This is a genomic window from Staphylococcus sp. HMSC036D05, from assembly GCF_001836225.1.
Classification (GTDB): domain Bacteria; phylum Bacillota; class Bacilli; order Staphylococcales; family Staphylococcaceae; genus Staphylococcus; species Staphylococcus caprae.
Window position 1 is genome coordinate 294,453 of record NZ_KV827773.1, and the last position, 22,002, is coordinate 316,454.

A 22,002-nucleotide genomic window follows, 5' to 3' on the forward strand; every position below is an offset into this window, starting at 1 on the left:
TGTACTTTAAAAACAAAATCACTCAATTAAAGGGGATGGCTTGCATGAAAATAGCAATTGCTGGTTCAGGCGCACTCGGTAGTGGATTCGGAGCTAAATTATTCCAACATGGTTATGATGTGTCACTTATTGATGGATGGGAACCACAAGTCACGTCAATTCAACAAGAAGGGTTACACATCGATATCAACGGTTCAATGTATCATTTTGATATTCCTATGTATCGTTTCTCTCAAATTCCACAATCTGAAGTCTACGATATTGTCTTCCTATTTCCTAAATCAATGCAACTCAAGCATGTTTTGGAAGACATACAACCTCATATACACAATCAAACAATTATTGTGTGTACAATGAATGGTTTAAAGCATGAACGTCTTATTCGAAATTATGTTGAAGAATATAGAATTGTACGTGGCGTAACAACATGGACAGCAGGAATAGACAAACCAGGACATACGCACCTCATGGGAAGTGGCCCTGTTGAAATAGGAAGTCTCGTTCCTGAAGGAAAAGATAATGTTAAAGTTGTGGTGGATATTTTAAAGAAAGCTGAATTAAATGGTATTGAGAGTGATAACTTGCATCAATCTATATGGAAAAAAATTTGCGTCAATGGAACAGCCAACGCGTTATGTAGTATCTTGGAATGTAATTTAGCAACATTAAATGACAGTAGTTATGCTAAAAATTTAATTTATCAACTGACACAAGAAATTGTTCATGTGGCTACAACAGATGATGTTTATCTTAATGTAGATGAAGTATTTGAGTATCTGATTAATTTAAATGAGAAGGTAGGACCACATTATCCATCTATGTATCAAGATTTAATTAAAGATCACCGTAAAACAGAAATTGATTATATTAATGGTGCTGTGGCTCAATTAGGTAAGGAAAATAATATACCAGCGCCAGTTAATGCCTTTGTAACAAATCTTATTCATTCAAAGGAAAATCAATTGAATGCACAATAAAATTAAAGAAACAGCTTACAAGTTATAGCCTAATTAATGATTTCAGATATAAGGTTGAACGTATGCTGTTTCTTTTTTATTAATTTAAACGCTATCTCATGCTTTAGTATTTTACAAAAGGGTAAACAAATACACGTAAGATAAAAAGGGAGATGAAATCATGTCCAGTACATGTCGACGTATCATAGTTACAGGAATTGTCGGTGGTTTTATTGGTGGAGCTGTGAAAATGGGCTGGGAAGCGCTTATGCCCCCGAGAACACCTGAACGTGAAGAAGAACCACCGCCTTTGACATTATTAAATCAAGTCGGATTACCTGAAAAAATTAAAAATGCCTCGTATACTTACAATCAGAATGAAATTCCTCTGACGGTCATGGGTATTCATTATGGTTTCTCAATTGTGCATGCGTTTGCGTATGCCGTCTTAGCTGAAAAGTGTTCCAAAGTAACTGCATTAAGAGGTGGTTTATTTGGAATTGCTGTTAATACCTTTTTCCATGAATATCTTTTACCGCAAATGGGATTAACTCCAAAAGTTGAGGAATTACCGAAAGAAGAACGTATTTCAGAATTATTAGGACATATCGTTTGGATGAATGCCATTGATTATGTCAGATCCGCTCAAAAGTAGAGTAGATTTGGGAATTCATTTTCAGAAAAATAGAAAGAGAAGGTGAATAAATTGAGTAAGATATTCGTAACAGGTGCAACTGGATTAATTGGAACAAGATTAACAAAACGTCTCAAAGAGGAAGGACATGAAGTTGCAGGTTTCACAACATCTGAACACGGCAAGCAAAAATTAGAAAGTGCTGGAGTTCAACCCTATGTAGGAGACATCTTAAAGGCTGAAACGATTGATGCAGCGATTGAAGCATTCAAGCCTGAAATCATCATTAATCAAATTACTGATTTAAAAAATGTAGATATGAGTGCTAATACTAAAGTGAGAATTGAAGGCTCTAAAAATCTTATGGATGCCGCACTTAAACATAATGTGAGAAAAGTCATTGCTCAAAGTATTGCATTTACGTATGAACCTGGGGAAGGTTTAGCGACTGAGGAGACGCCTTTAGATTATAATTCAACAGGTGACAGAAAGATTACTGTAGACGGTGTTGAGGGTCTTGAAAAAGAAACTGCACGTATTGATGAATATGTGGTACTACGTTTCGGTTGGTTATATGGGCCTGGAACTTGGTACGGTAAAGATGGTATGATTTATAATCAATTTATTGATGGAGATGTTACTTTAAGTGATGGTGTAACATCATTCATTCATCTTGATGATGCTGTAGAAACATCAATTCAAGCGATTCATTTTGATAGTGGTATTTATAATGTTGCTGATGATGAGCCAGTTAAAGGATCTGATTTTGCAGAATGGTATAAAAATCAATTGCAAGTTGATCCAAAAATCAATATTCAACCTGCGCAACCATTTGAAAGAGGCGTAGCGAATGATAAATTTAAAGCACAAGGTGGTACTTTAATCTATCCAAGTTGGAAAGATGGTATGGACCCTATAGAATAAAATAAAGGCACGATTTAAAGTAAGACATCGCAATCATTGATTGCGTTTACGTTTCACTTTAAATCGTGCTTTTTAATTTTATATTTATTCTAATTCCTTTTCTTGATTCTGATTTAAATGCTTTTTAAGATTAGCAGCTTCTTGACGTGCCAGTTTACCATAATAAGAGTGGGCAAAATGCATCTGTATAATCAAGAAACCCGCACTTATACTCCAGTATAATCCTAGAGCTGAAGCTGAAGTCAATGAAGCATATGTAATAAATAAGGGTGACACAACCATGATGACATAATACGTTGTTCGTTGATCTTTAGGATAATGTATTGAATTGACTAACGGCTGAATAAAATACATACTCGCTGCGATAATAGTCATAATTAAGTTAGGTTCTGTTAAATTAAACCATAAGAAATGAGGATATTTTGTAATACCATCGCTAGTAGGGTATTTTAAGCTCATATATAGTCCCATAAGAATAGGGATTTGAATTATGACAGGCAAGCATCCGATCATATTTTTAAATGGATTAATACCATATGATTTATATTTCTTCATTAGTAATTGGTTTGCAGCGTTACGTTCTTTTTGTGAATCAGCATTTTTAATTTTCTCTCTAATTGCATCTAATTCAGGTTTTACTACTTTTGTTTTTTCGCGCATCATATGCATATTTTTCACTTGAATCAGCATTAAAGGAAGTAAGATAAACCGAACGATGAGTACAATCACAATAATGGCTAAACCGTAATTATCATGAAAGAGTCTCCCTAAAAAGTGAAGTAAACCATCCATAGGTTTAACAAATGTATTGTAGAAAATGCCGGTCTGATTTTCTTTCTTAGAATAATCACAACCAGTTAAAAATATAATCAAACTTAACAATACTAGAGTGAGTCGTTTATGCATCGTCATCTTCCTTCTTCTTTCTATCTCTATTTGGGTAACTAAATTTTATCAAAAAATTACATACAAAGTATTAAAAAAAGCAAAAAATTGCACATCCTAAAAGTAACAAAATACGTACTTTTGAATGTGCAATCGTTCCTAAATGTTAAAAATCTTTGCTTAGATGCAATAAAATGCAATCTATGTTTTTGGCTGACGTGTCAAAATAACAACAGAAAGCCATATCATAATCATGAGCATGAAAATATAAAAACTAGCGATGAGCCACTTAGCATGAATCGGTAACCATGATAATACGAATGTCCAGCTAGCATTACCTAAAATAAATAATGGAAGCAAGTAAATGGCGATACTAAATAAAACAAAGAGTGTCAGTAGGAGTAAAAAACTGATAAACGCAATTTTTCTTTTATCATATACGATTCGTTTAAGTTTCAATTTATTTAAGCGACTTAGACTCAGTATCAGAAATATAAATGTGCCAATACATGAAAGAATTGTAATTGTGTGATTAAAATTTGCTGATTGATCAATTTTTTGCTCAATAGTTGTATAATGCTCATTATTTAAAATTTGCGAATTTAAATTGTCAGTTAAATTTGTAACTTGTGAAGAATTCATATTCGCTAATACGACAATGCCATATGATTTTTTCGGATTTAATAAAATTTCAGATGAGAAATTGTCTAAAGTACCTGTGTGATAAATAGTATGGTCATTCGAATTAATAAACCAACCTGCACCATAACCATTTGCATCTGCTACACCCTCAGATTTAGAAATAGACTGATGGGATTGTTCAACAATTGATTGTGTTTTGTCGGAAGGATCCAATTGCATTTTAATCCAATTTTCCAAATCTTTTGTGCTAGACATCATAAATGCTGAAGGTGTATCCCCAATATTGAATTCTGGTGTGGTTTTTTCAGTGTCACCACTGATTAATTCATAACCGGAAGCCTCATTTTTACCTTTTTTACTTGTAGTTTTAAACGTCGTATCTTTCATGTTTAAAGGTGATAATATATGTTCCTTAATATAAGATTGGTATGATTGGTGTGAAACGTTCTGAACAATGAGACCCAAAATATCGTAGTTCATATTAGAATATTCAAAGGCATCTCCAGGCGTTTCATTCAGTTCTTTACCTTTCGCATAGTCTACTATATTTTTAATACTATTATAGTCTTCAGAATAATGATCTTCTTCAGTGATATCGCTAGGTATACCACTAGTATGACCGAGTAGTTGCTTTATTGTAATGTCCTTTTTTTCATCATCATAATTCATATAAAAACCAGGTACATATTTTGATACTTTATCGTTTAAACTCAGTTTACCTTCCTTAGCAAGTTGTAGCACACTGTATCCAGTAAATGCCTTTGTATTTGAAGCAATTTCAAATCGAGTACGGGGTGTTACTTTTGTTTTCTGACTTACATTAGCATAACCATAACCTTTATTTAAGAAGATTTTATTATCTTTAATGATTAATACAGAAACTCCTGGTATTTTCCCATTTCGCATTGCTGAATGAACAATGCTATCGATTTGCTTTAGCGAATGATGTGTTAACATCGTTTCGGTTTTACTATGTGCTGTATAGTGTTTTGTTAATATACCGCTCATTAAAAGCACCATCATTACGAAAGCAGTGATAATAAAAGGTTTTGTTTTCATTATGCCATCCTCTATCAATTATGTTTTATATTTTTGATTGTACGCAACCTAGATGTAATAAGTGTGTTTATTATAACAGTTTTCGTAAAGATTACTTCATAAGAAGGCTCATCACGTTGTTGACAATCTTTTTGTAGTTAAAATAATTGGTAATTTACAACTAAAAATAAGTGTATTATAACACTAATTGAGTAAACTATATAATAAAAGATATCATGAAATCCTATACATTTTCTAAAGATGGGAGTATAGTTTAGCCATTGATAAAGAGTTAAAGAGGTAGGAGTCATGTTCAATCAATTTAAAAGACTTTTGATCGGTAGACCAAAGAAAAATAGAGATTTGAAGGATGAGAAAATAACTAAATTCAAAGGTTTAGCAATCTTATCTTCTGACGCATTATCTTCTGTGGCATATGGGCCAGAGCAGATTTTAATTACTCTATCAGTAGTTGGAGCCGTTGCTTCATGGTATACTTTGCCAATTGCTGGTGCGGTACTTATTTTACTTGTAGCTTTAATCATGTCATATCGACAAGTGATATACGCCTATCCTAAAGGTGGAGGCGCGTATATGGTATCTAAGACGAATCTCGGCGAGAAATGGGGATTGCTCGCAGGTGGTTCGCTATTAGTCGACTATATTTTGACAGTTGCCGTAAGTATTTCATCGGGTGCAGATGCATTTGTAGCTGCATTTCCGAATTTATATCATTTTAAAGTATTAATTGCTTGTTTATTAGTTTTATTCATATTAATCATGAACTTGAGAGGATTAACTGAATCGGCAACAGTGTTATCCTATCCAGTTTATTTATTTATCATAGGTTTAATTGTATTAATTATTGTAGGAACATACAGAGTAGCAATTGGAGACATTCAACCACATATGCATTCGACTGTGGGGACTGCAGTACCAGGAGTGACATTATTCTTATTATTGAAGGCATTCTCTTCTGGGGCATCATCTTTAACTGGTGTAGAAGCGATTTCTAATGCCGTGACTAACTTCAAAGATCCTGCACCTAAAAATGCAGTTAAAACACTTATCGCAATGGGTTCAATCCTTGCTGTCTTACTTGTAGGAATCGTGGGGTTATCTTACGTTTATGGCATTATGCCACAAACTGAAACAACAGTATTATCTCAATTAGCATCAAAAATATTTGGTAATAATGTTGCTTTCTATTTCGTCCAAGCAACGACAGTAATGATATTAGTACTAGCTGCTAATACAGGATTTACTGCTTTTCCGATGTTGGCTGCATCAATGTCTAAAGATAAATACATGCCACGTATGTTTATAGTTCGTGGAGATCGTTTAGGTTATTCTAACTCGATTATTGTATTAGGTGTATTGGCAATAATTTTGATTATTGTATTTAATGGAATGACAGAAAATTTAATTCCTTTATATGCCGTCGGTGTGTTTATCCCATTTACACTCGCTCAGTTTGGAATGGTTTTAAAATGGACAAAAGAACGACCTAAAGGTTGGGGGATTAAATTATCATTTAACTTAGTAGGCGGAACAATAACGTTTATCGTATTTATGATTTTATTAATTACTAAATTCACTCAAGTATGGCCAATATTACTGTTCTTACCATTTGTTGTGTCCGTATTTATCAGAATTAATACGCATTATAAAAATATAGCTCAAGAATTGCGTTCAGATATCGATGTACATGATATTCCTGTAGTGGATCGTAATTTGGCTATTGTGCCAATACCTAGTATTACGACTGCGGTTGATAAATCGATTTATTATGCACAAATGTTGGCTAACAATGATGTGATTGCAGTACATGTGACTTTTGGTGATGAAGACGATAAAGCGTTGATGGAGAAATGGAAACGACACTTCCCAGATGTAAGATTAGTCATCCTACATTCAGAATATCGAAGTATCATTCGTCCTATTTCAAGATTCATCGACAAAATTCGTAAGAAAGCAAATGATCAAAATTATTTAATTACAGTGGTTGTGCCTGAATTTATTCCAAAGAAACCGTGGCATAATTTATTGCATAACCAAACAAGTTTTAGATTGAAAATGCACCTCATCTATCAAAAGAACGTTATTTTATGTACAATTCCATTTAAACTTAAAAAATAAAATTTTCACCATTTAAAATAGAGAAAGGCTCAGAAAGAATGTGTTAATCATCTTTCTGAGCCTTTTATATTGAGGTATCCAATGATTTATTAAGTTCTATTCATCTGATTCATGTGATAGGACAATTTCATTATAGTTGATGTTTTCACGTATTTGCGTTGCGACTTCATTTGTAATTTTATTACGCTTAATTAATTCATCTAATACACTTCTTTGTGTATATAAGCCTTCTAATTTCAACTCTCTTTGAATTTCAGGAACGAGTTCATTTGTATGTTGACCGTTTTCTTTAGATGTCTTCGTGAGATGACGGGAACGGCTACGTAACATTCTGGATAGTGAATAGTATTGATTAATGACTAAACTCACTTCTAATACATTTGAACTATTTTGTTCTTCCTTCATTCTTAGAACGATATGATGATTAACAATTCTTAATATCTTTTGAACTTGTTTATAACTTCCGTAAAATTGTTGCTTCCTAATTTCACGTTGTTCTTTCAATTCTTTTCGAGAATTTTTATAAGCTTCACGTTGTTCTCTAATTTTTTCTTTGTTTTCACTAGACGATTGATGTGCTTCTTTTAATTTTGCATGCGCTTGTTTATGAACTAAGCGTTCTTCTTTTCTACGATTTTTTCTAGCTTTGAAACGTAAGTAAATCATTCTGAAGAAACGTGTGAATTTTTCAACGAAAGTTTTTTCATTATACGCTTGCGTTGCATCCATGACGCTACGATAATCACGTAAATTTGTTGCATCGATTTTGCCACTATTGATAAGTCGTTCCAATGTCTCTGTTTCAACATCTTCAGCAATATCTTCTAATCTCCGAAGTTCCTTCGTATTCTTATTATCTGGCTCTATATTTAACAGAAATCCTAATTCTTGGAAGTATTGGTTCATCACTTGTCTATAATCTACTGTTGGCTGTTCTTTAGATTCCTTTTTAAAATGATCTATCACATTCTGAACGATGAAAATCTTAGCCGATTGATAACTCATACCTTTGAATTGAGGTTCCTCCTCAGAAGGCGTAATCAGAGGTAAGATGACTTGAGCTAAAATTAAACTAATTAAGACCATTAACGATGCAATAAATAATAAATCATTGCGATATTCAAATTGATGTCCATGATTAATCATATACGGTAAGGTTAATGCCATTGAGAGTGAAATTGTACCGTGTATTCCACACATTGTCATAATGAATGCATAATGTGATCGCTTTGGAGGTGTTTCTTCATCCTCCGACTCATTCATATAATATTGGATATTTTTCGGGAAATAAAAATCTTTATACCATAAGAAGACCCATATAAAGCGAAATACATAGATTGCAAGTGCAATTAACAAAGTAATCGTAATTAGGAATTTAATATTCTCAGGTTCTTCTTTAACAATCTCCATCACCACTTCGGGTACCATAAAGCCGAGCACCACAAATACAAATCCATTTAATGCATAACTCAGAGTATTCCATATCTGCGTAAAGTTCATTTGCAATTCTGTTTGAGCACGGATTAATCGGTCTCGTTCTAAACCATGAATTAAACCTGCTACAACGACAGCGATAATGCCTGATGCATGAAGTTCTTCGGCCAAAAAGTAAACAGCAAATGGTGTAAGTAGTTGGATAAATGTCAAAGTATTATTGTCTTTAAGCCCTTTATTCGCTGTAAGGTAGATACGGACTCTGACAACAATAATGCCAAAGATTGCACCAACTAAGATTCCAATAATAGTAGAAATAATAAATTGTTCAATGGCATTCATTGCAGAAAATACACCTGTCACAAGTGCAGTGACCGCAATTTTAAAGGAAATGATACCTGCTGCATCATTCAGTAAAGATTCACCTTCAAGAATCGACATTGATCCTTTAGGTAAAACCTTTCCTTGTGTAATCGCAGAAACAGCTACAGCATCAGTTGGACATAGGATGGCTGCAATCGCAAAAGCGGCTGGCGTAGGTAGATCAGGCCATATCCAATGTATAAAATATCCAACGCCGATGACAGTTGTAAAAACTAATGCCATTGCCATCAATATAATTGGTTTGCGATATTCGAGTAATTTAGTTCGCGAAACATGTGTCCCCTCAACGAAGAGGAGGGGCGCAATGACGGCCATCATAAATACTTCGGAATCAAATTCGAAGTGCATTGGGATAGGTAGGATGAAGATAATCACACCTAAACCGATTTGAATAAATGCAGTAGGTATCTTCGGAAACATATTATGTAAAACAGAACTTACGATTACTGCAAATATAAATATTAAGAAAGCTTCTAATAGTTCCATATGATTCTCCTCTATAAAATCAATAACATATATTTTACCATTTCATCGTATAAATAGCATGATTGCAATGTTTAAAAGAAAATATAATCATCTATTTGATTATTACCCGTAAAAGAAGAGATACATACAGATGATGATTTATTGATATAAAAAAGGGAGTAGTGACAGCAATATAATTTTACTAAATTATATTGCCATCCCACTCCCATGGTATTTGAATGGATTTACCCCAATCAGCTTTATTAAATTTGATTTATGTGTTTTCTGCCTGCTTTTTATCGAGTATGCGTTGTTTTTTGGCTAATGCTTTAGCATTCGTTTTGTACTTTTTATAGTAGAAGAATAGGAAGATAAACCAAATTGGTGAGATAAATATTGCCGCACGCGTGTCATTACTAAAGAATAATAATATAAACACGAAGAAGAAAAAGGCTAAAACGACAAATGCAACACCTTGACCCCCAATTAATTTAAATTTACTATTTCTATGTGCTTCGGGATTCTTTCTAACATAAACAATATATGAAACGATAATCATCGCCCAAACGACTAAGAATAGAACAGTTGATAATGTTGTGACGTAGATGAATAACTTGATGGCGTCTGGGAAGATGAAATTTAATAATGCAGCCACTAATAGCGTGATTGATGAAACAAACATTGAAAGGTAAGGTACACCATTGCTATTCGTTTTAGTTAACACTTTAGGTCCTAAACCTTGTTTAGCCAAACCGAATAAAATACGGCTATTAGAATAAATACCACTGTTAGTTGCTGAAGCTGCAGCAGTTAATACGACGAAGTTAACGATGCCGGCTGCAAATGGAATACCAATTAAGCTGAATAATTTAACGAATGGACTACTGTCCGGATCAATATTATCCCAAGGTATCACTGACATAATGACTAATAAACCACCAATATAGAAGAGTAAAATTCTGACAGGTACGTTGTTAATCGCTTTAGGTATTGTCTTTTCAGGATCTTTCGTCTCACCTGCAGTTACACCGATTAACTCAATACCAATGAATGAATATACTGCAATTTGGAATGACATTAAGAATCCGAATGTACCATGTGGGAACATGCCACCGTGTTTAACCAAGTTTGTAAATGATGCATGACCGTAGTGCGTTTTAAATGATAGGAAAATTAAAACCAATCCAACGATGACCATCGCGACAATCGTTACCACTTTAATAATTGAAAACCAAAATTCAAGTTCTCCAAACAATCTGGCACCAAGTAAGTTAAATGAAATTAAAATCAATACAATAAATAATACAGTGAGCCAATGGGGGACTTGAGGATACCAATATGCAAAATATTGCCCCATAGCTGTTAAATCAGACATACTTGATACTACCCAACAAATCCAGTATGTCCATCCAATGACGAATCCTCCGAATGGCCCTAAGTATTCATTTGCAATATCCACAAATGAATTAAACCTAGAGTTACTTAATAACAATTCTCCCAATGCGCGCATAAATGCGAATAAAATAATCCCAATAATCATGTAGGTAAATAACAGTGAAGGTCCAGTTAACGAAATCGTTTGTCCAGAACCTAGAAACAATCCAGTACCAATCGCGCCACCAATTGCGATTAATTGAATGTGTCTGTTATTCAACTCTCTATGCAACTGTCTAGCCATAGATTTCCTCCTCAGAAAAGCAAATATGAAAGCGTTTTCTTTCGTTTAATAATATAGAAATGAGTTGAATAAAGCAATAATTTTCAGAAATATAAGTAAATACATTTATTGTAACTTTTGTGATAATAAATACTTATGATTTATTAGAATTATCAAAATATTCGAACGCAATCATTTTAATTTATAAAAATTCATTAAAGCTAAAAATTATACTTAATTATAATCCTTATTTTTCAAATAGCAAGTTATTATACAATACTGATTAATTAACTTTGATTTCTTGATATGTAATAATAAATATTAATTTAATCATAGTTGAGAAGGGTTAAACGATGAAAATAGGAGCAATTTCAGATTTACATGTAGACCGTCATCCAAAATTGGAGCAAGATGAATATTTAAATGTCTTGAGTCAGGTTATTCAACAAAGAAAGCTAGATATCTTATTAATTGCGGGAGATATTTCTAACGATTATCAAATGAGTTATCATTTTATAAAGCAATTAAAGGATAATATTAATATTCCGACATACTTTATACCTGGGAATCACGACTTATGGTCAGATGATTCAGATAAAACATCAACTGAAATTTTAGATTACTACAAGTCAAAAGAAGAATGTCTAATTGGGCGACCTTTCATTATTAATGACGAATGGGCAATAGTTGGAAATACAGGTTGGTATGATTATAGCTATGCCGATACACGGTTTACTCAAGATAAAATCCAAAAAGGTAAACATTACGGGGCAACGTGGCAAGATAAAGTGAGAATGGATTGGTCACTCTCTGATCAACAACTATCTAAAATAGCAGCGAATAAAGTAGAAGAGGATATCAAGCAAGTGGGTAATCGGAATATCATATTAATGACGCATATTGTTACACATCCTCAATTTGTTGTGCCAACACCACATCGTATTTTTGATTTCTTCAATGCGTTTATAGGGACTCATGATTTTGATGCTATCTATGAAGCATATCCTATCATATATAGTATTATGGGGCATGTTCATTTTAGAAAGGAAATTAAGGAAAATGGAATAACTTATATTTGTCCGTGCTTAGGGTATCAGCGACAATGGAGAACGCCAGATATGGAGATGGAAATGAATCACGCACTAGTAGATTTTGATATTTAGTATTTAAATATAATATAAACGTAAAGAGGTTGGGAACTTTATCGTTTATGTTCTGGGAAACCGATTAACGGCGTCCCAAAAGCAGGATTTTCGGCAGTAACACATTTACAATTCGACAAAATTTGAGAAGCAATTTTACTCATTGTTTGGTTCTGCTCAAATCCTGAACACTTTTATCCCGACCTCTTTCATTTAATTAGGATTGATATACACACACATTTGACCGGGTGCATCATAACTACGTTTTAATTTCGATTTTTTAATCTTAATAATCTGTTTTTTATTGGGGATAATCGACGGTATGATAATACCTTTTGCTATCCGAGTCCATAGAGGGTCGATATAATAGTAGTGAGTGTCATCATAACCGATAAGTAAAGTGACATGGATATTAGATACGAGTCGTGTAGGTTGATTATCTAAATGAAAAACGCGATGAAGTGGTCGGGTGCCTAAACTTGTATGATAAATAATGACAGGTTGACCACGATTGATAATTAGTTCAAGTTGTTCCAAACTCGTGCCTGTACCATTTACTACACGTTGATCATATTGTTGTAAAAATGGGACAAAAGCATCTGGAAATATCGTTTGATGATAACCAAACTTAACTAGTAAAGGATGTCCCACGTAACCTTTGTATGGATTATTTGGGTGGGTAGGCCATTGACTCATGATATGAGTGGCTTTGATTGAATAATGATTAAACTGGAGTAGCATTGCTGCAGATACACCCTCACAACCCATCACCATAGGTATCGGGAATAATTGACTTATAGGTTTAACTGGTAGAATCGTTTTCTTCATAATTTTTTCCTCAACGTACTAGTATTTATGTAGTATTAAATATTATATAACGTACGATTCATTTAGTATATTAAAATGTTTATTTTTTTTCATAAGGTTATTATTGTGAAAAGGGGTTATAAGATATTTGAGTAAAATTTTAAACGGGGGTATATCAAATGGACTATAATATAAAAAATCTTGATAAAACTAGGATTATTGGTGTTTACAGACATTATAAAAGTGGTGGACACGCACAAAGTAATATTGCAGATTTCTGGGAAGATGTACATTCAATGAAATTGGATGAACGATTAATTGAAAAAAGTGATCAACAACTCAACGGACTTTTAGGTGTATGTATACCTCATCAAGATAAAACGATGGACTATGCAATTGGTGTTACTAGCGCTGACGACCCACATGATGGTTTAGATACATTTTATTTGGAAGGTGGAAAATATTTAGTCGTAGAAGCGAAAGGACCTGTTCCTAAAAGCGTTCAACAAACAATGAATCACATTCATCGCGAGTTGATTCCAAATGAAAATATCGAAGTTAAGCAAGCACCATTTTTCGAATTATATAGAGAAGGCGACACAGAAAGCGATAACTATATTACAGAAATTTGGATGCCAATTCATTGATTTGCTTAACCATAACATAATTGTCTAAATATCATTTCTAACATGATATGACAGAGACTTTGAATAATAGACATGATTATAGCCTCTAAAATGATTTTACTTAAAAGTCATTTTAGAGGCTACGATATTTTGAATGCGGAAATTTTGATATTAGGAAACCTTTTTAGAATACAGTTTGAAATATATGATTTGTAGTGAAACAAGTAATATTGCAGTGATACTAATAATCATTAAATAGGGTGTCATGTCATGTTCTCCGTTTAAACCGACGAGGGGAGATATGATTCCACCTAAGATAAATTGAAACAATCCAAGTAAACTTGAAGCATTACCACTTCCACCTGTACGCTCTTCCATTGCCATTGAAAAGCCTAATGGCGCAATTGAGGTTACTGGTGAAATGTTAATAAAGAACGCAATAAGTAACACATATAAGGGCAGATGGAAAGTTAATGTTATGACGAGTAATATCACTCCTGAAATTTGTATAAGTGTTAAGTAAATTAAAATCTTATGTCTACTTATTTTTTCAACTATGAGTGCGACAAGCTGACTTACAACGATTAAACCTACACCATTAATCGCTAACATAACACTAAATTGTGGAGCACTCATATGATAAATCCTTTGAGTAATAAAAGGAGATGCTGATGAATAACTAAATAGCATCACGTAAGTTAACCCTTGTAATAGCATAGGTATCACAAATGCTGGTTTTTTAAGTAAATATATGAAATCTTGTAGAATATCTTTGAAATTAAGACGATTTTGGGCTGTGTGTATGTGTGAAGGCATTTTCAAGAAAACACCAACCAATACAATGACAGCGATGAATGTTAGAAATGCAAATATCATTCTCCAATTAGAAATGGATAATATCAATCCGCCTAGAAGTGGCGCTAATATAGAAATAATTCCATTCACTACCATTAAAGATGCTAAAAACTTAGCTAACGCATTACCATCATACTTATCTCCAACTGAAGCTTTGGCAATGACAATCGCGCCGCCACTTGTTAATCCTTGAATGAATCTCATGATTAAAAATAATGTGAGATGTGTAGTGAATACAGAAATCATTGATGCGATGAAGTATCCTATCATTAAAATCATTGCGACACGTTTACGACCAAAAACGTCTGAAATCGGACCGAATAAAAATTGCCCGAGTGCGAGACCAATCATTGCAAAGGATAATGTAAGTTGTATTTCTGAGGTTGATGTACCAAAATCATGCTGAACTTTAGGCAATGAAGGTGTGTATGTATCTATTGTGAGCGGGCCGAAAGCAGTCATTACTCCTAGAATAATGATTAATATCATTGAGAAGTGCTTGGCACTTGAATTTGTCATAAATAATCTCCTTTGAACAAGTTACAGCATTAATTATATACGTTTTACATATGTTTGTAAGTATTAAACTTTAATCTGAAATTTAAAATAAATAAAAACCCTAGAAAGCTAGTTGATTACATTGCTTTCTAGGATTTAAATGGATTCGACGATTGGGTATGAATTGAGTTACTTTAATTATTTGAATTTGAGCTATTACCGTTAAGAATACTTTCTAATTTTGATTTAATGCTATCAAATTTAGTGTTGATATCGTCAAGCATACTATTGATTTTACTTTGGTTTTCGTTGTTTTGTTTTGCGTTGTTAGCATTTTTAAGTTTTTCTAGTTGTTTTTGATAAAATTGAGTGAATTTAGAGTCGGCATTGTTTTCTTCTTTTTGTTTTAATTTGTCAATTTCACTTTGTAATTTATCAATTTGAGATTCACTGTTTTTATTATTTTTAATATCACTTTTAGCAGAATCCACTTGTTTATTGATGTCATCATTCTGACTTTCCACTTGCTTTTTATAATTTTGAGACACGTTTGGATCGTTATTTACTTTATCATCATTGTGATTCATGATTGCGCGTGTTACGAATATCGCTACCACAATTAATAATATAACGACAAGTGCGATCAGCCATTTTTTAGTTCTACTTGATTTTTCATTTTCTTCTTCTAATTGTTGTTCTCGACGATAGTCACGGCCATTGTAGTAACGTTCCGGTTCATCTTCAAAGCCTCTGTTATCTCTATGTTGATTTGGTCGTTGAGCGTTTGGTCGATTTTGAGATTGTGCTCTGTTTCGATATTCATCTTCTTCTGCTCGTCTTTTATGATTTTGATATTGGTTATCATATTTGTAAGAATCTCTATACTTGTCCGTTCTTTTCATAATGTCACCTCATTAATAATGGTAAACTTCAATGTCTTAGATTTAATTATAAATTTAATTTGATTAATCGTGCGATGTTTGATGCAGTTCTTTGAAGATATTTGGGTCCATTTTCAAGAGCAGTCTTAATATCGCATGGATATTCAACAATACTAAAGACACTATCAATGCCGTGCTCGTACACTGCTTGATAATTGGTTCCGAGACTACCGCAAATTGCGATAACTGGAATGTCAAAGACTTTGGCTGATTTCGCAACGCCTATAGGTGTCTTACCGTAAATCGTTTGTTTATCCAGTTGACCTTCTCCAGTTATGACAAGATGTGCATCTTTCACTCTTTCTTGAAAATGTGTTTCCTCTAGAACTAGTTCGATTCCTGGTTGTAGCTTAGCATCTAAGAAAGCGAGTAATGCAGTTCCCATTCCGCCAGCTGCACCTGAGCCAGGGCTATCTTTAACACACTTGTGTAATTCTACTTCAATTTTATCATGATAGTGACTAAGTGCGAAATCCAACTTTGGTATCATCTTTTCTGTTGCGCCTTTTTGAGGTCCATATACTTGGGTTGCGCCATTTTCACCTAACAGTGGGTTAGTTACGTCACAAGCCACTTTAAATTCTACTTCATGTAGTAATGGATTCATTTGAGAGATATCAATACGATGAATAGAAGATAATGCTGCGCCACCCTGTGCAATCTCTTTACCGTCAACATCTTTAAAGGAAACGCCTAATGCTTGCAACATTCCAACGCCACCGTCATTCGTTGCGCTTCCTCCAATGCCTAAGATGATTTTTTTAACACCATGATGAAGTGCATGATTAATGAGTTGTCCAGTTCCATATGAAGATGAGTAAAGTGGATTTCTTTCATATTCTTTCAATAAGTCAAGGCCGGAAGCAGCCGCCATTTCGATGATTGCTGTTTGATGTTGATTACTTATGGCGTACATTGCTTCAATCTCTCTATGAAGCGGGTCTTTGACTTTAGCGGTGTATGATATCGCGTTTAAAGCTTCTTTTAAAGCCTCAGTTGTACCTTCGCCACCATCAGCCATAGGAATTAAATCGAATGTAATATAATTATCCCAGACCTCTTGAAATCCTTGTTGAATGGCTTGTGCTACTTCTTTCGCTGTCATGCTCTCTTTAAATGAATCAGGTGCAATAACAATTTTTAAATGTGACACATGATATCACTTCCTATTAGTATGTCTTATTTCTATTTTATATAAAAATGAACTTCAACTAAAGTAATGTTCATAATTATCTTTAGTAAAAGGATGTATTTTATAATATTATATGTCTATAATAAAATTTAAATAAATCATGTTTTTCATAGAACATCAAGACATCACAGAAAGGATAAGTTATGAATCAAATTAAACAACACGAACAACTTTATTGGTATATAGGTATTATTGTTTTCTACTTCATTATGGCTATTTTAACGCCATTATCGTTTGTAGATTGGCATTGGTACTTAAATTCTCATTTGAGTTCATTGAGTCACGATCTCATGCAGAATAATGGAAGATATTTAGGGAGTTTTTTAGAAATTATTGCTATGCATAGCGCAATCTTCAAATGTTTAAGCTATACGTTTTTGTCATGTTTCATCATCTATTTATGCACCATGATAGTAAATGTGAACAGAAAATTATTGTTTATTATTATAACTTTTACTTTATCTATTATTATCCCAAGCTCAATTTATAGTGAGACTTATGGATGGTTTGCAGGATTTTATAATTATATCCCTTCATCAATCGTTTCGCTTTTTATTTTATATTCTATTATATATATACTTTATGGTGAGAAAGAAGCGAGTATCAAACATCTTTGGCTTTTTTTAATCGCATGCTTATTCGGCCAATTATTCATTGAGAATATGACAATATACAACAGTTTAATGATTCTCATAGGTTCAATTATTTATTTCTTTCAACATAGAAAGCTCAGTTATTACTTAATTGTAGGATTTATGCTAAGTTGTATAGGTGCGATTATCATGTTTTTAAATCCGATTTATTTTGAAATTATTGAAGGGAAAGCGGCATATTATTTAATTTCAGATAAAGGGGGATTCATACATAAAGCAGGCTATACATTGTTGATGCAATTACCAAATTATATCTTTCTTGATCAATATATAATATTAACTGTTATATCACTACTAGTAGCGGGCTTAATACATAAAAATATAATATTTAAAACGAAGCATATCATTTTAAAAATAGTACTATTCAGTTGTTTATTTAGTCTACCTGTCTATAAGGTATTGATTTATAATCAATTTCATTTCGAATTGTATACGAAATCATTTTCAATCGCCGTTTTAAATTTACTAATATGTACCGTTTATTTTGTAAGTTTGATTTACTTCATTGTATTAGTGATAAATGAAAGACATCTGAGAGCCATCGCAATAGGCTGTCTCGTGTCTATCGTATTAGCAACGTTACCTTTGTTATTTGTCGCGCCTATAGGCCCTCGGAACTTTTACTTTATTTATGTACTATGGATGATACTTGTACTTTGTTTTGCAAAGCAATATGGTGAAAGTATTAACAGTGCTACAGTTTTTATAAAAACGCTAGTTTGTATACTAAGCTTTATTTTAATTGTAGGATTTAGTTTGATTTATAATAATAGTGTACATAGAATTGAAAATATTGAAACGCAACTTAAAAATGGTAAAAGTCATAAGAATATCATTCTAGAACGTTTACCATTTGAAAGATACACACATTTAACAACGCCTACACAGGAAAGGGACTTAAATGATCTCAAGGCATATTATGACTTACCTAAAGATTTAAAATTTAAAGTAGTACCTTTTGGAGTAGATGGAGAATAAATAAAGGAGACACATAATGAGATTAACCCAAACACATTATGAAATTATAAAATTTGTAATAGTGGGTGGAATCAATACTTTAAATTACTATATTGTATATTTATTACTTCTAAAGTTATTAAATGTTAATTACTTAGTCAGTCACGTCACAGGATTTATTGTGAGTTTCATCATTTCATATTACTTAAATTGTTATTTTGTTTATAAAGTCAAACCTACCTTAAAAAAGTTTTTGAGTTTTCCGTTAACGCAAGTTGTGAATATGGGGATGCAAACGCTATTGTTATACATATTCGTGCAATGGTTTCATATTTCTTCAGAAATTGCACCATTTGCAGGATTAGTGATTACCATTCCAATTACTTTTATCTTATCTAAATGGCTGTTGCGAGATTAAACTGTTAACCATACCATCTAAGTCGATTGAGGCTTAGGTGGTATTTTTTATATGAAAAATGATTTAAGAAAGTGCCATAAAAGTGAGGCATATTTGATAAAATTAAATTAATAAATTAGGTAAATCTAAAAATTTAATTAGTTTGTTTACATAAAAAATACAGAAATAAAAAAACGTTGTAATAGCTCGAATATTGATTCATACTATGATTACTAAAGGAAAATAAGGTGGTAAGTTCGCATGTCTCAAAGTGAAAATTTGAAGATAGCCCAACGTGGTGCCTACCTCAGTTTAGTCGTTTACATCATCTTATCGATAACCAAGTATGTAGTTGGATATATATATAATTCAGCTGCTGTAAGAGCAGATGCTTTAAACAATATGACGGACATTCTCGTATCAATTGCTGTTATTGTAGGTCTTAAAATTTCTATCAAACCAGCTGATAAAAATCATCCTTATGGTCATTTGAAATCTGAGAATATTTCAACGTTATTAGTTTCGTTCATTATTATGTTTGTAGGGATTCAAGTCGTTATTGAAAATGCGCCAAGATTAATCACGCATGATAGACATGTCCCGAATATCATGACTATTATTGTTAGTGTTATAAGTGGTGTAATTATGTTAGGTGTATTTTACGTTAATCACAGACTTGCTAAGAGAACAAAAAGTAGTTCATTAAGTTCAGCCGCAAAAGATAATTTATCTGATAGTTTAGTTAGTATCGGAACAGCAATTGGTCTAATATTTACACAAATTGGATTTCCGATTGTCGATATTATTTTAGCGACATTTTTAGGATTGTTAATTATTTATACAGGTTTTGGAATCTTTAAGGAGTCTATATTTACTTTAAGTGATGGTTTTAATGAAAAGGATTTGGAAGAGTATCGTAATGATATCTTGGAAGTGGAAGATGTTATTGATGTGAATAGCATTAAAGGTAGATATCATGGTAGTAGTATTTTTCTTGATGTAACGATTGTGGTTCAATCTGATTTATCTTTATATGAAGCGCATCAAATTTGTGATAGAGTTGAAAATCATTTACATGGTAAAGGCATTTCATCAGTATATGTTCATCCAGAACCTAATGATAAGGAACACCATATAAATGATGACTCAATATCATAACATATCAATAGATTTCAGACTGCAGAACCCCTTTTAAAATTAGACTGTCATATCAATACTTCGTATTGTTAGGCTCCCTTGCCGCGGGCATGGCTTGAGCCTGTAGTCTCAAGACGCATGCTATTCCTGCAGGCGTGTCGCCGTCAATACTTCGTATATCTATTAAAATTCCAAACCACATCTTGTATAGGGAGTCATCTTATGTATTCTATTTATTTAATAATTTCTAACCCATTTATGAGCGAATTAAAAATCATAAAATATTCTCAATAATTTTTCGATAATCTGGACCTTGCTCTTTGTTAATGTAAGTGGGGTCTATTTTTTTATGAGTTAGGATGATGAATTTTAAAAATTGATAAGGGAACAGGATATTACTAAAATAGCCATACAATTGTTTGGGAAATATGGGAATTGCGTTTTATAATAAAAGTAGTGAGAGAAAAGTGTGGCCAATTAAGTAATTTAAACTAGGAAGGTGTTTTTCTTATGCCAAAATTAATATTATGTCGTCATGGACAAAGTGAATGGAATGCTAAAAACTTATTCACAGGGTGGTCAGACGTTAAGTTATCGGAACAAGGTATTGAGGAAGCGAAAACAGCAGGAAAAAAAGTAGAAGAAAATAAATTGGAAATTGATGTTGCTTATACATCATTACTTACAAGAGCTTTAGAAACTACACAATATATTTTAGCTGGTTCTGATCAACAATGGATTCCAGTTCATAAAAGTTGGCGTCTCAATGAACGACACTATGGTGCACTACAAGGTTTGAATAAAGATGATGCTCGTGAAAAATGGGGCGAAGAGCAAGTGCATCAATGGAGACGTTCTTATGATGTTCAACCGCCTGCAGAAAGTGAAGAACAACGTGATGATTACTTACGCAATCGTAGATATAATCACTTAGATAAAAGAATGATGCCGTACTCTGAAAGTTTAAAGGATACTTTAGAACGTGTGGTACCTATATGGACTGATCGAATTTCACAACATCTATTAGATGGAGAAACAGTACTTGTGTCTGCACATGGTAACTCTATAAGAGCATTAATCAAATATTTAGAAGATTTATCAGATGAGGAAATCGTCGGATATGAAATTAAGACAGGTGCACCACTTGTTTATGAATTAACAGATGATTTGGATGTTAAAGATAAATACTATTTATAATATAGAAAAATAACGCAAGCCATTAAATGATAAAGTATTAAATTATCATTTAATGGCTTTTCTATTGTGAAGTTATAAGCTGATAGTAAGGAAATTTAAGAATAAAATGTTTAATAGCTTACCCAATTCGGGGAAATGATAACGATATCGTAAGTTGATTCACATTCAAATAAATATTTTTAATGATATTTGCATAGTTAAATTTTAAAAATTATTTAGCTCTTTTATGTTGTTTAATAATCTTTAAAGCACGTTTTCTTGTTTTGATATTTGGACTGTTAAGATTACGTCGTGCAGTTTGTAAATCTAGTTTCATATCATTTTCCTCCTTTTCTAGCTATATTATGGAAGAAAAAAGTTTGTTTGTAAATAGTAATTATTACGATTTACTAAAAATAGTTATCCTTTCTCAAAGGCACTAACAATTTTTGAAGTTATTTTC

19 protein-coding genes are annotated in these 22,002 nt (G+C 32.7%); 10 read left to right on the forward strand and 9 right to left on the reverse strand.

Annotation, left to right across the window (positions count from 1 at the left end):
• Positions 1 to 44: 44 nt before the first annotated feature.
• From HMPREF2580_RS01930 to HMPREF2580_RS01940, 3 genes are all read left to right on the forward strand, one after another.
• Entirely contained in the window at positions 45 to 977 is a 933-nt protein-coding gene (locus HMPREF2580_RS01930; protein ID WP_070830214.1) for a 2-dehydropantoate 2-reductase, read from the forward strand.
• A gap of 160 nt (positions 978 to 1,137) precedes the next feature.
• Positions 1,138 to 1,611, forward strand: coding sequence for a DUF1440 domain-containing protein (locus HMPREF2580_RS01935; protein ID WP_002444163.1), 474 nt, complete (start codon positions 1,138 to 1,140; stop codon positions 1,609 to 1,611).
• Positions 1,612 to 1,662: 51 nt separating this feature from the next.
• Positions 1,663 to 2,514: an NAD-dependent epimerase/dehydratase family protein gene (locus HMPREF2580_RS01940; protein WP_070830215.1), complete on the forward strand. Its 852-nt coding sequence runs from the start codon at positions 1,663 to 1,665 to the stop codon at positions 2,512 to 2,514.
• 84 nt (positions 2,515 to 2,598) lie between these two features.
• Here the strand turns inward: HMPREF2580_RS01940 and yidC are convergent, their stop codons facing one another.
• Positions 2,599 to 3,420: a membrane protein insertase YidC gene (gene yidC, locus HMPREF2580_RS01945; RefSeq protein ID WP_070830216.1), complete on the reverse strand. Its 822-nt coding sequence runs from the start codon at positions 3,418 to 3,420 to the stop codon at positions 2,599 to 2,601.
• A 180-nt stretch (positions 3,421 to 3,600) separates the two neighbouring features.
• Positions 3,601 to 5,100, reverse strand: coding sequence for a serine hydrolase domain-containing protein (locus HMPREF2580_RS01950; protein ID WP_070830217.1), 1,500 nt, complete (start codon positions 5,098 to 5,100; stop codon positions 3,601 to 3,603).
• 288 nt (positions 5,101 to 5,388) lie between these two features.
• Between HMPREF2580_RS01950 and HMPREF2580_RS01955 the strand changes: the two genes are divergently transcribed.
• Positions 5,389 to 7,218, forward strand: a complete 1,830-nt coding sequence (locus HMPREF2580_RS01955) for an APC family permease (protein ID WP_070830218.1) — start codon at positions 5,389 to 5,391, stop codon at positions 7,216 to 7,218.
• 96 nt (positions 7,219 to 7,314) lie between these two features.
• On the opposite strand, the gene HMPREF2580_RS01960 is transcribed toward HMPREF2580_RS01955, so the two are convergent.
• Entirely contained in the window at positions 7,315 to 9,522 is a 2,208-nt protein-coding gene (locus tag HMPREF2580_RS01960) for a cation:proton antiporter domain-containing protein (RefSeq protein WP_070830219.1), read from the reverse strand.
• A 253-nt stretch (positions 9,523 to 9,775) separates the two neighbouring features.
• Complete coding sequence (locus HMPREF2580_RS01965; protein WP_070830220.1) at positions 9,776 to 11,179, reverse strand: amino acid permease; 1,404 nt, start codon at positions 11,177 to 11,179, stop codon at positions 9,776 to 9,778.
• Positions 11,180 to 11,511: 332 nt separating this feature from the next.
• On the opposite strand from HMPREF2580_RS01965, the gene HMPREF2580_RS01970 reads away from it, so the two are divergent.
• Complete coding sequence (locus HMPREF2580_RS01970) at positions 11,512 to 12,321, forward strand: metallophosphoesterase (RefSeq protein WP_070830221.1); 810 nt, start codon at positions 11,512 to 11,514, stop codon at positions 12,319 to 12,321.
• 192 nt (positions 12,322 to 12,513) lie between these two features.
• On the opposite strand, the gene HMPREF2580_RS01975 is transcribed toward HMPREF2580_RS01970, so the two are convergent.
• The gene (locus HMPREF2580_RS01975; RefSeq protein ID WP_070830222.1) at positions 12,514 to 13,128 is read right to left on the reverse strand and encodes a C39 family peptidase; all 615 of its coding nucleotides are present in this window, start codon (positions 13,126 to 13,128) and stop codon (positions 12,514 to 12,516) included.
• A 158-nt stretch (positions 13,129 to 13,286) separates the two neighbouring features.
• On the opposite strand from HMPREF2580_RS01975, the gene HMPREF2580_RS01980 reads away from it, so the two are divergent.
• On the forward strand, positions 13,287 to 13,754 hold the full coding sequence (locus HMPREF2580_RS01980) for a GyrI-like domain-containing protein (protein ID WP_002444144.1): 468 nt from the start codon (positions 13,287 to 13,289) through the stop codon (positions 13,752 to 13,754).
• Between the two features lie 150 nt (positions 13,755 to 13,904).
• On the opposite strand, the gene HMPREF2580_RS01985 is transcribed toward HMPREF2580_RS01980, so the two are convergent.
• From HMPREF2580_RS01985 to HMPREF2580_RS01995, 3 genes are all read right to left on the reverse strand, one after another.
• Positions 13,905 to 15,107, reverse strand: coding sequence for a putative multidrug effflux MFS transporter TcaB (locus tag HMPREF2580_RS01985; protein WP_070830223.1), 1,203 nt, complete (start codon positions 15,105 to 15,107; stop codon positions 13,905 to 13,907).
• 173 nt (positions 15,108 to 15,280) lie between these two features.
• The gene (locus HMPREF2580_RS01990; RefSeq protein WP_070830224.1) at positions 15,281 to 15,988 is read right to left on the reverse strand and encodes a hypothetical protein; all 708 of its coding nucleotides are present in this window, start codon (positions 15,986 to 15,988) and stop codon (positions 15,281 to 15,283) included.
• A 46-nt stretch (positions 15,989 to 16,034) separates the two neighbouring features.
• Positions 16,035 to 17,180: a glycerate kinase gene (locus HMPREF2580_RS01995; RefSeq protein WP_070830225.1), complete on the reverse strand. Its 1,146-nt coding sequence runs from the start codon at positions 17,178 to 17,180 to the stop codon at positions 16,035 to 16,037.
• 182 nt (positions 17,181 to 17,362) lie between these two features.
• Here HMPREF2580_RS01995 and HMPREF2580_RS02000 point away from each other — a divergent pair, with 182 nt between their 5' ends.
• The 4 genes from HMPREF2580_RS02000 (at position 17,363) to HMPREF2580_RS02015 (ending at position 21,560) form a co-directional block, all read left to right on the forward strand.
• Positions 17,363 to 18,850 (forward strand): DUF6056 family protein, encoded by a 1,488-nt coding sequence (locus HMPREF2580_RS02000; protein ID WP_070830226.1) that lies wholly within the window; start codon positions 17,363 to 17,365, stop codon positions 18,848 to 18,850.
• Between the two features lie 16 nt (positions 18,851 to 18,866).
• Positions 18,867 to 19,247 (forward strand): GtrA family protein, encoded by a 381-nt coding sequence (locus HMPREF2580_RS02005; protein ID WP_002444133.1) that lies wholly within the window; start codon positions 18,867 to 18,869, stop codon positions 19,245 to 19,247.
• Between the two features lie 240 nt (positions 19,248 to 19,487).
• Positions 19,488 to 20,384, forward strand: coding sequence for a cation diffusion facilitator family transporter (locus HMPREF2580_RS02010; RefSeq protein ID WP_070830227.1), 897 nt, complete (start codon positions 19,488 to 19,490; stop codon positions 20,382 to 20,384).
• 489 nt (positions 20,385 to 20,873) lie between these two features.
• A complete protein-coding gene (locus HMPREF2580_RS02015) occupies positions 20,874 to 21,560 on the forward strand; it encodes a 2,3-diphosphoglycerate-dependent phosphoglycerate mutase (protein WP_002444129.1) in 687 nt (228 codons plus the stop codon).
• A gap of 211 nt (positions 21,561 to 21,771) precedes the next feature.
• On the opposite strand, the gene HMPREF2580_RS12160 is transcribed toward HMPREF2580_RS02015, so the two are convergent.
• Positions 21,772 to 21,876, reverse strand: coding sequence for a putative metal homeostasis protein (locus HMPREF2580_RS12160; protein ID WP_000762708.1), 105 nt, complete (start codon positions 21,874 to 21,876; stop codon positions 21,772 to 21,774).
• Between the last annotated feature and the right edge of the window lie 126 nt (positions 21,877 to 22,002).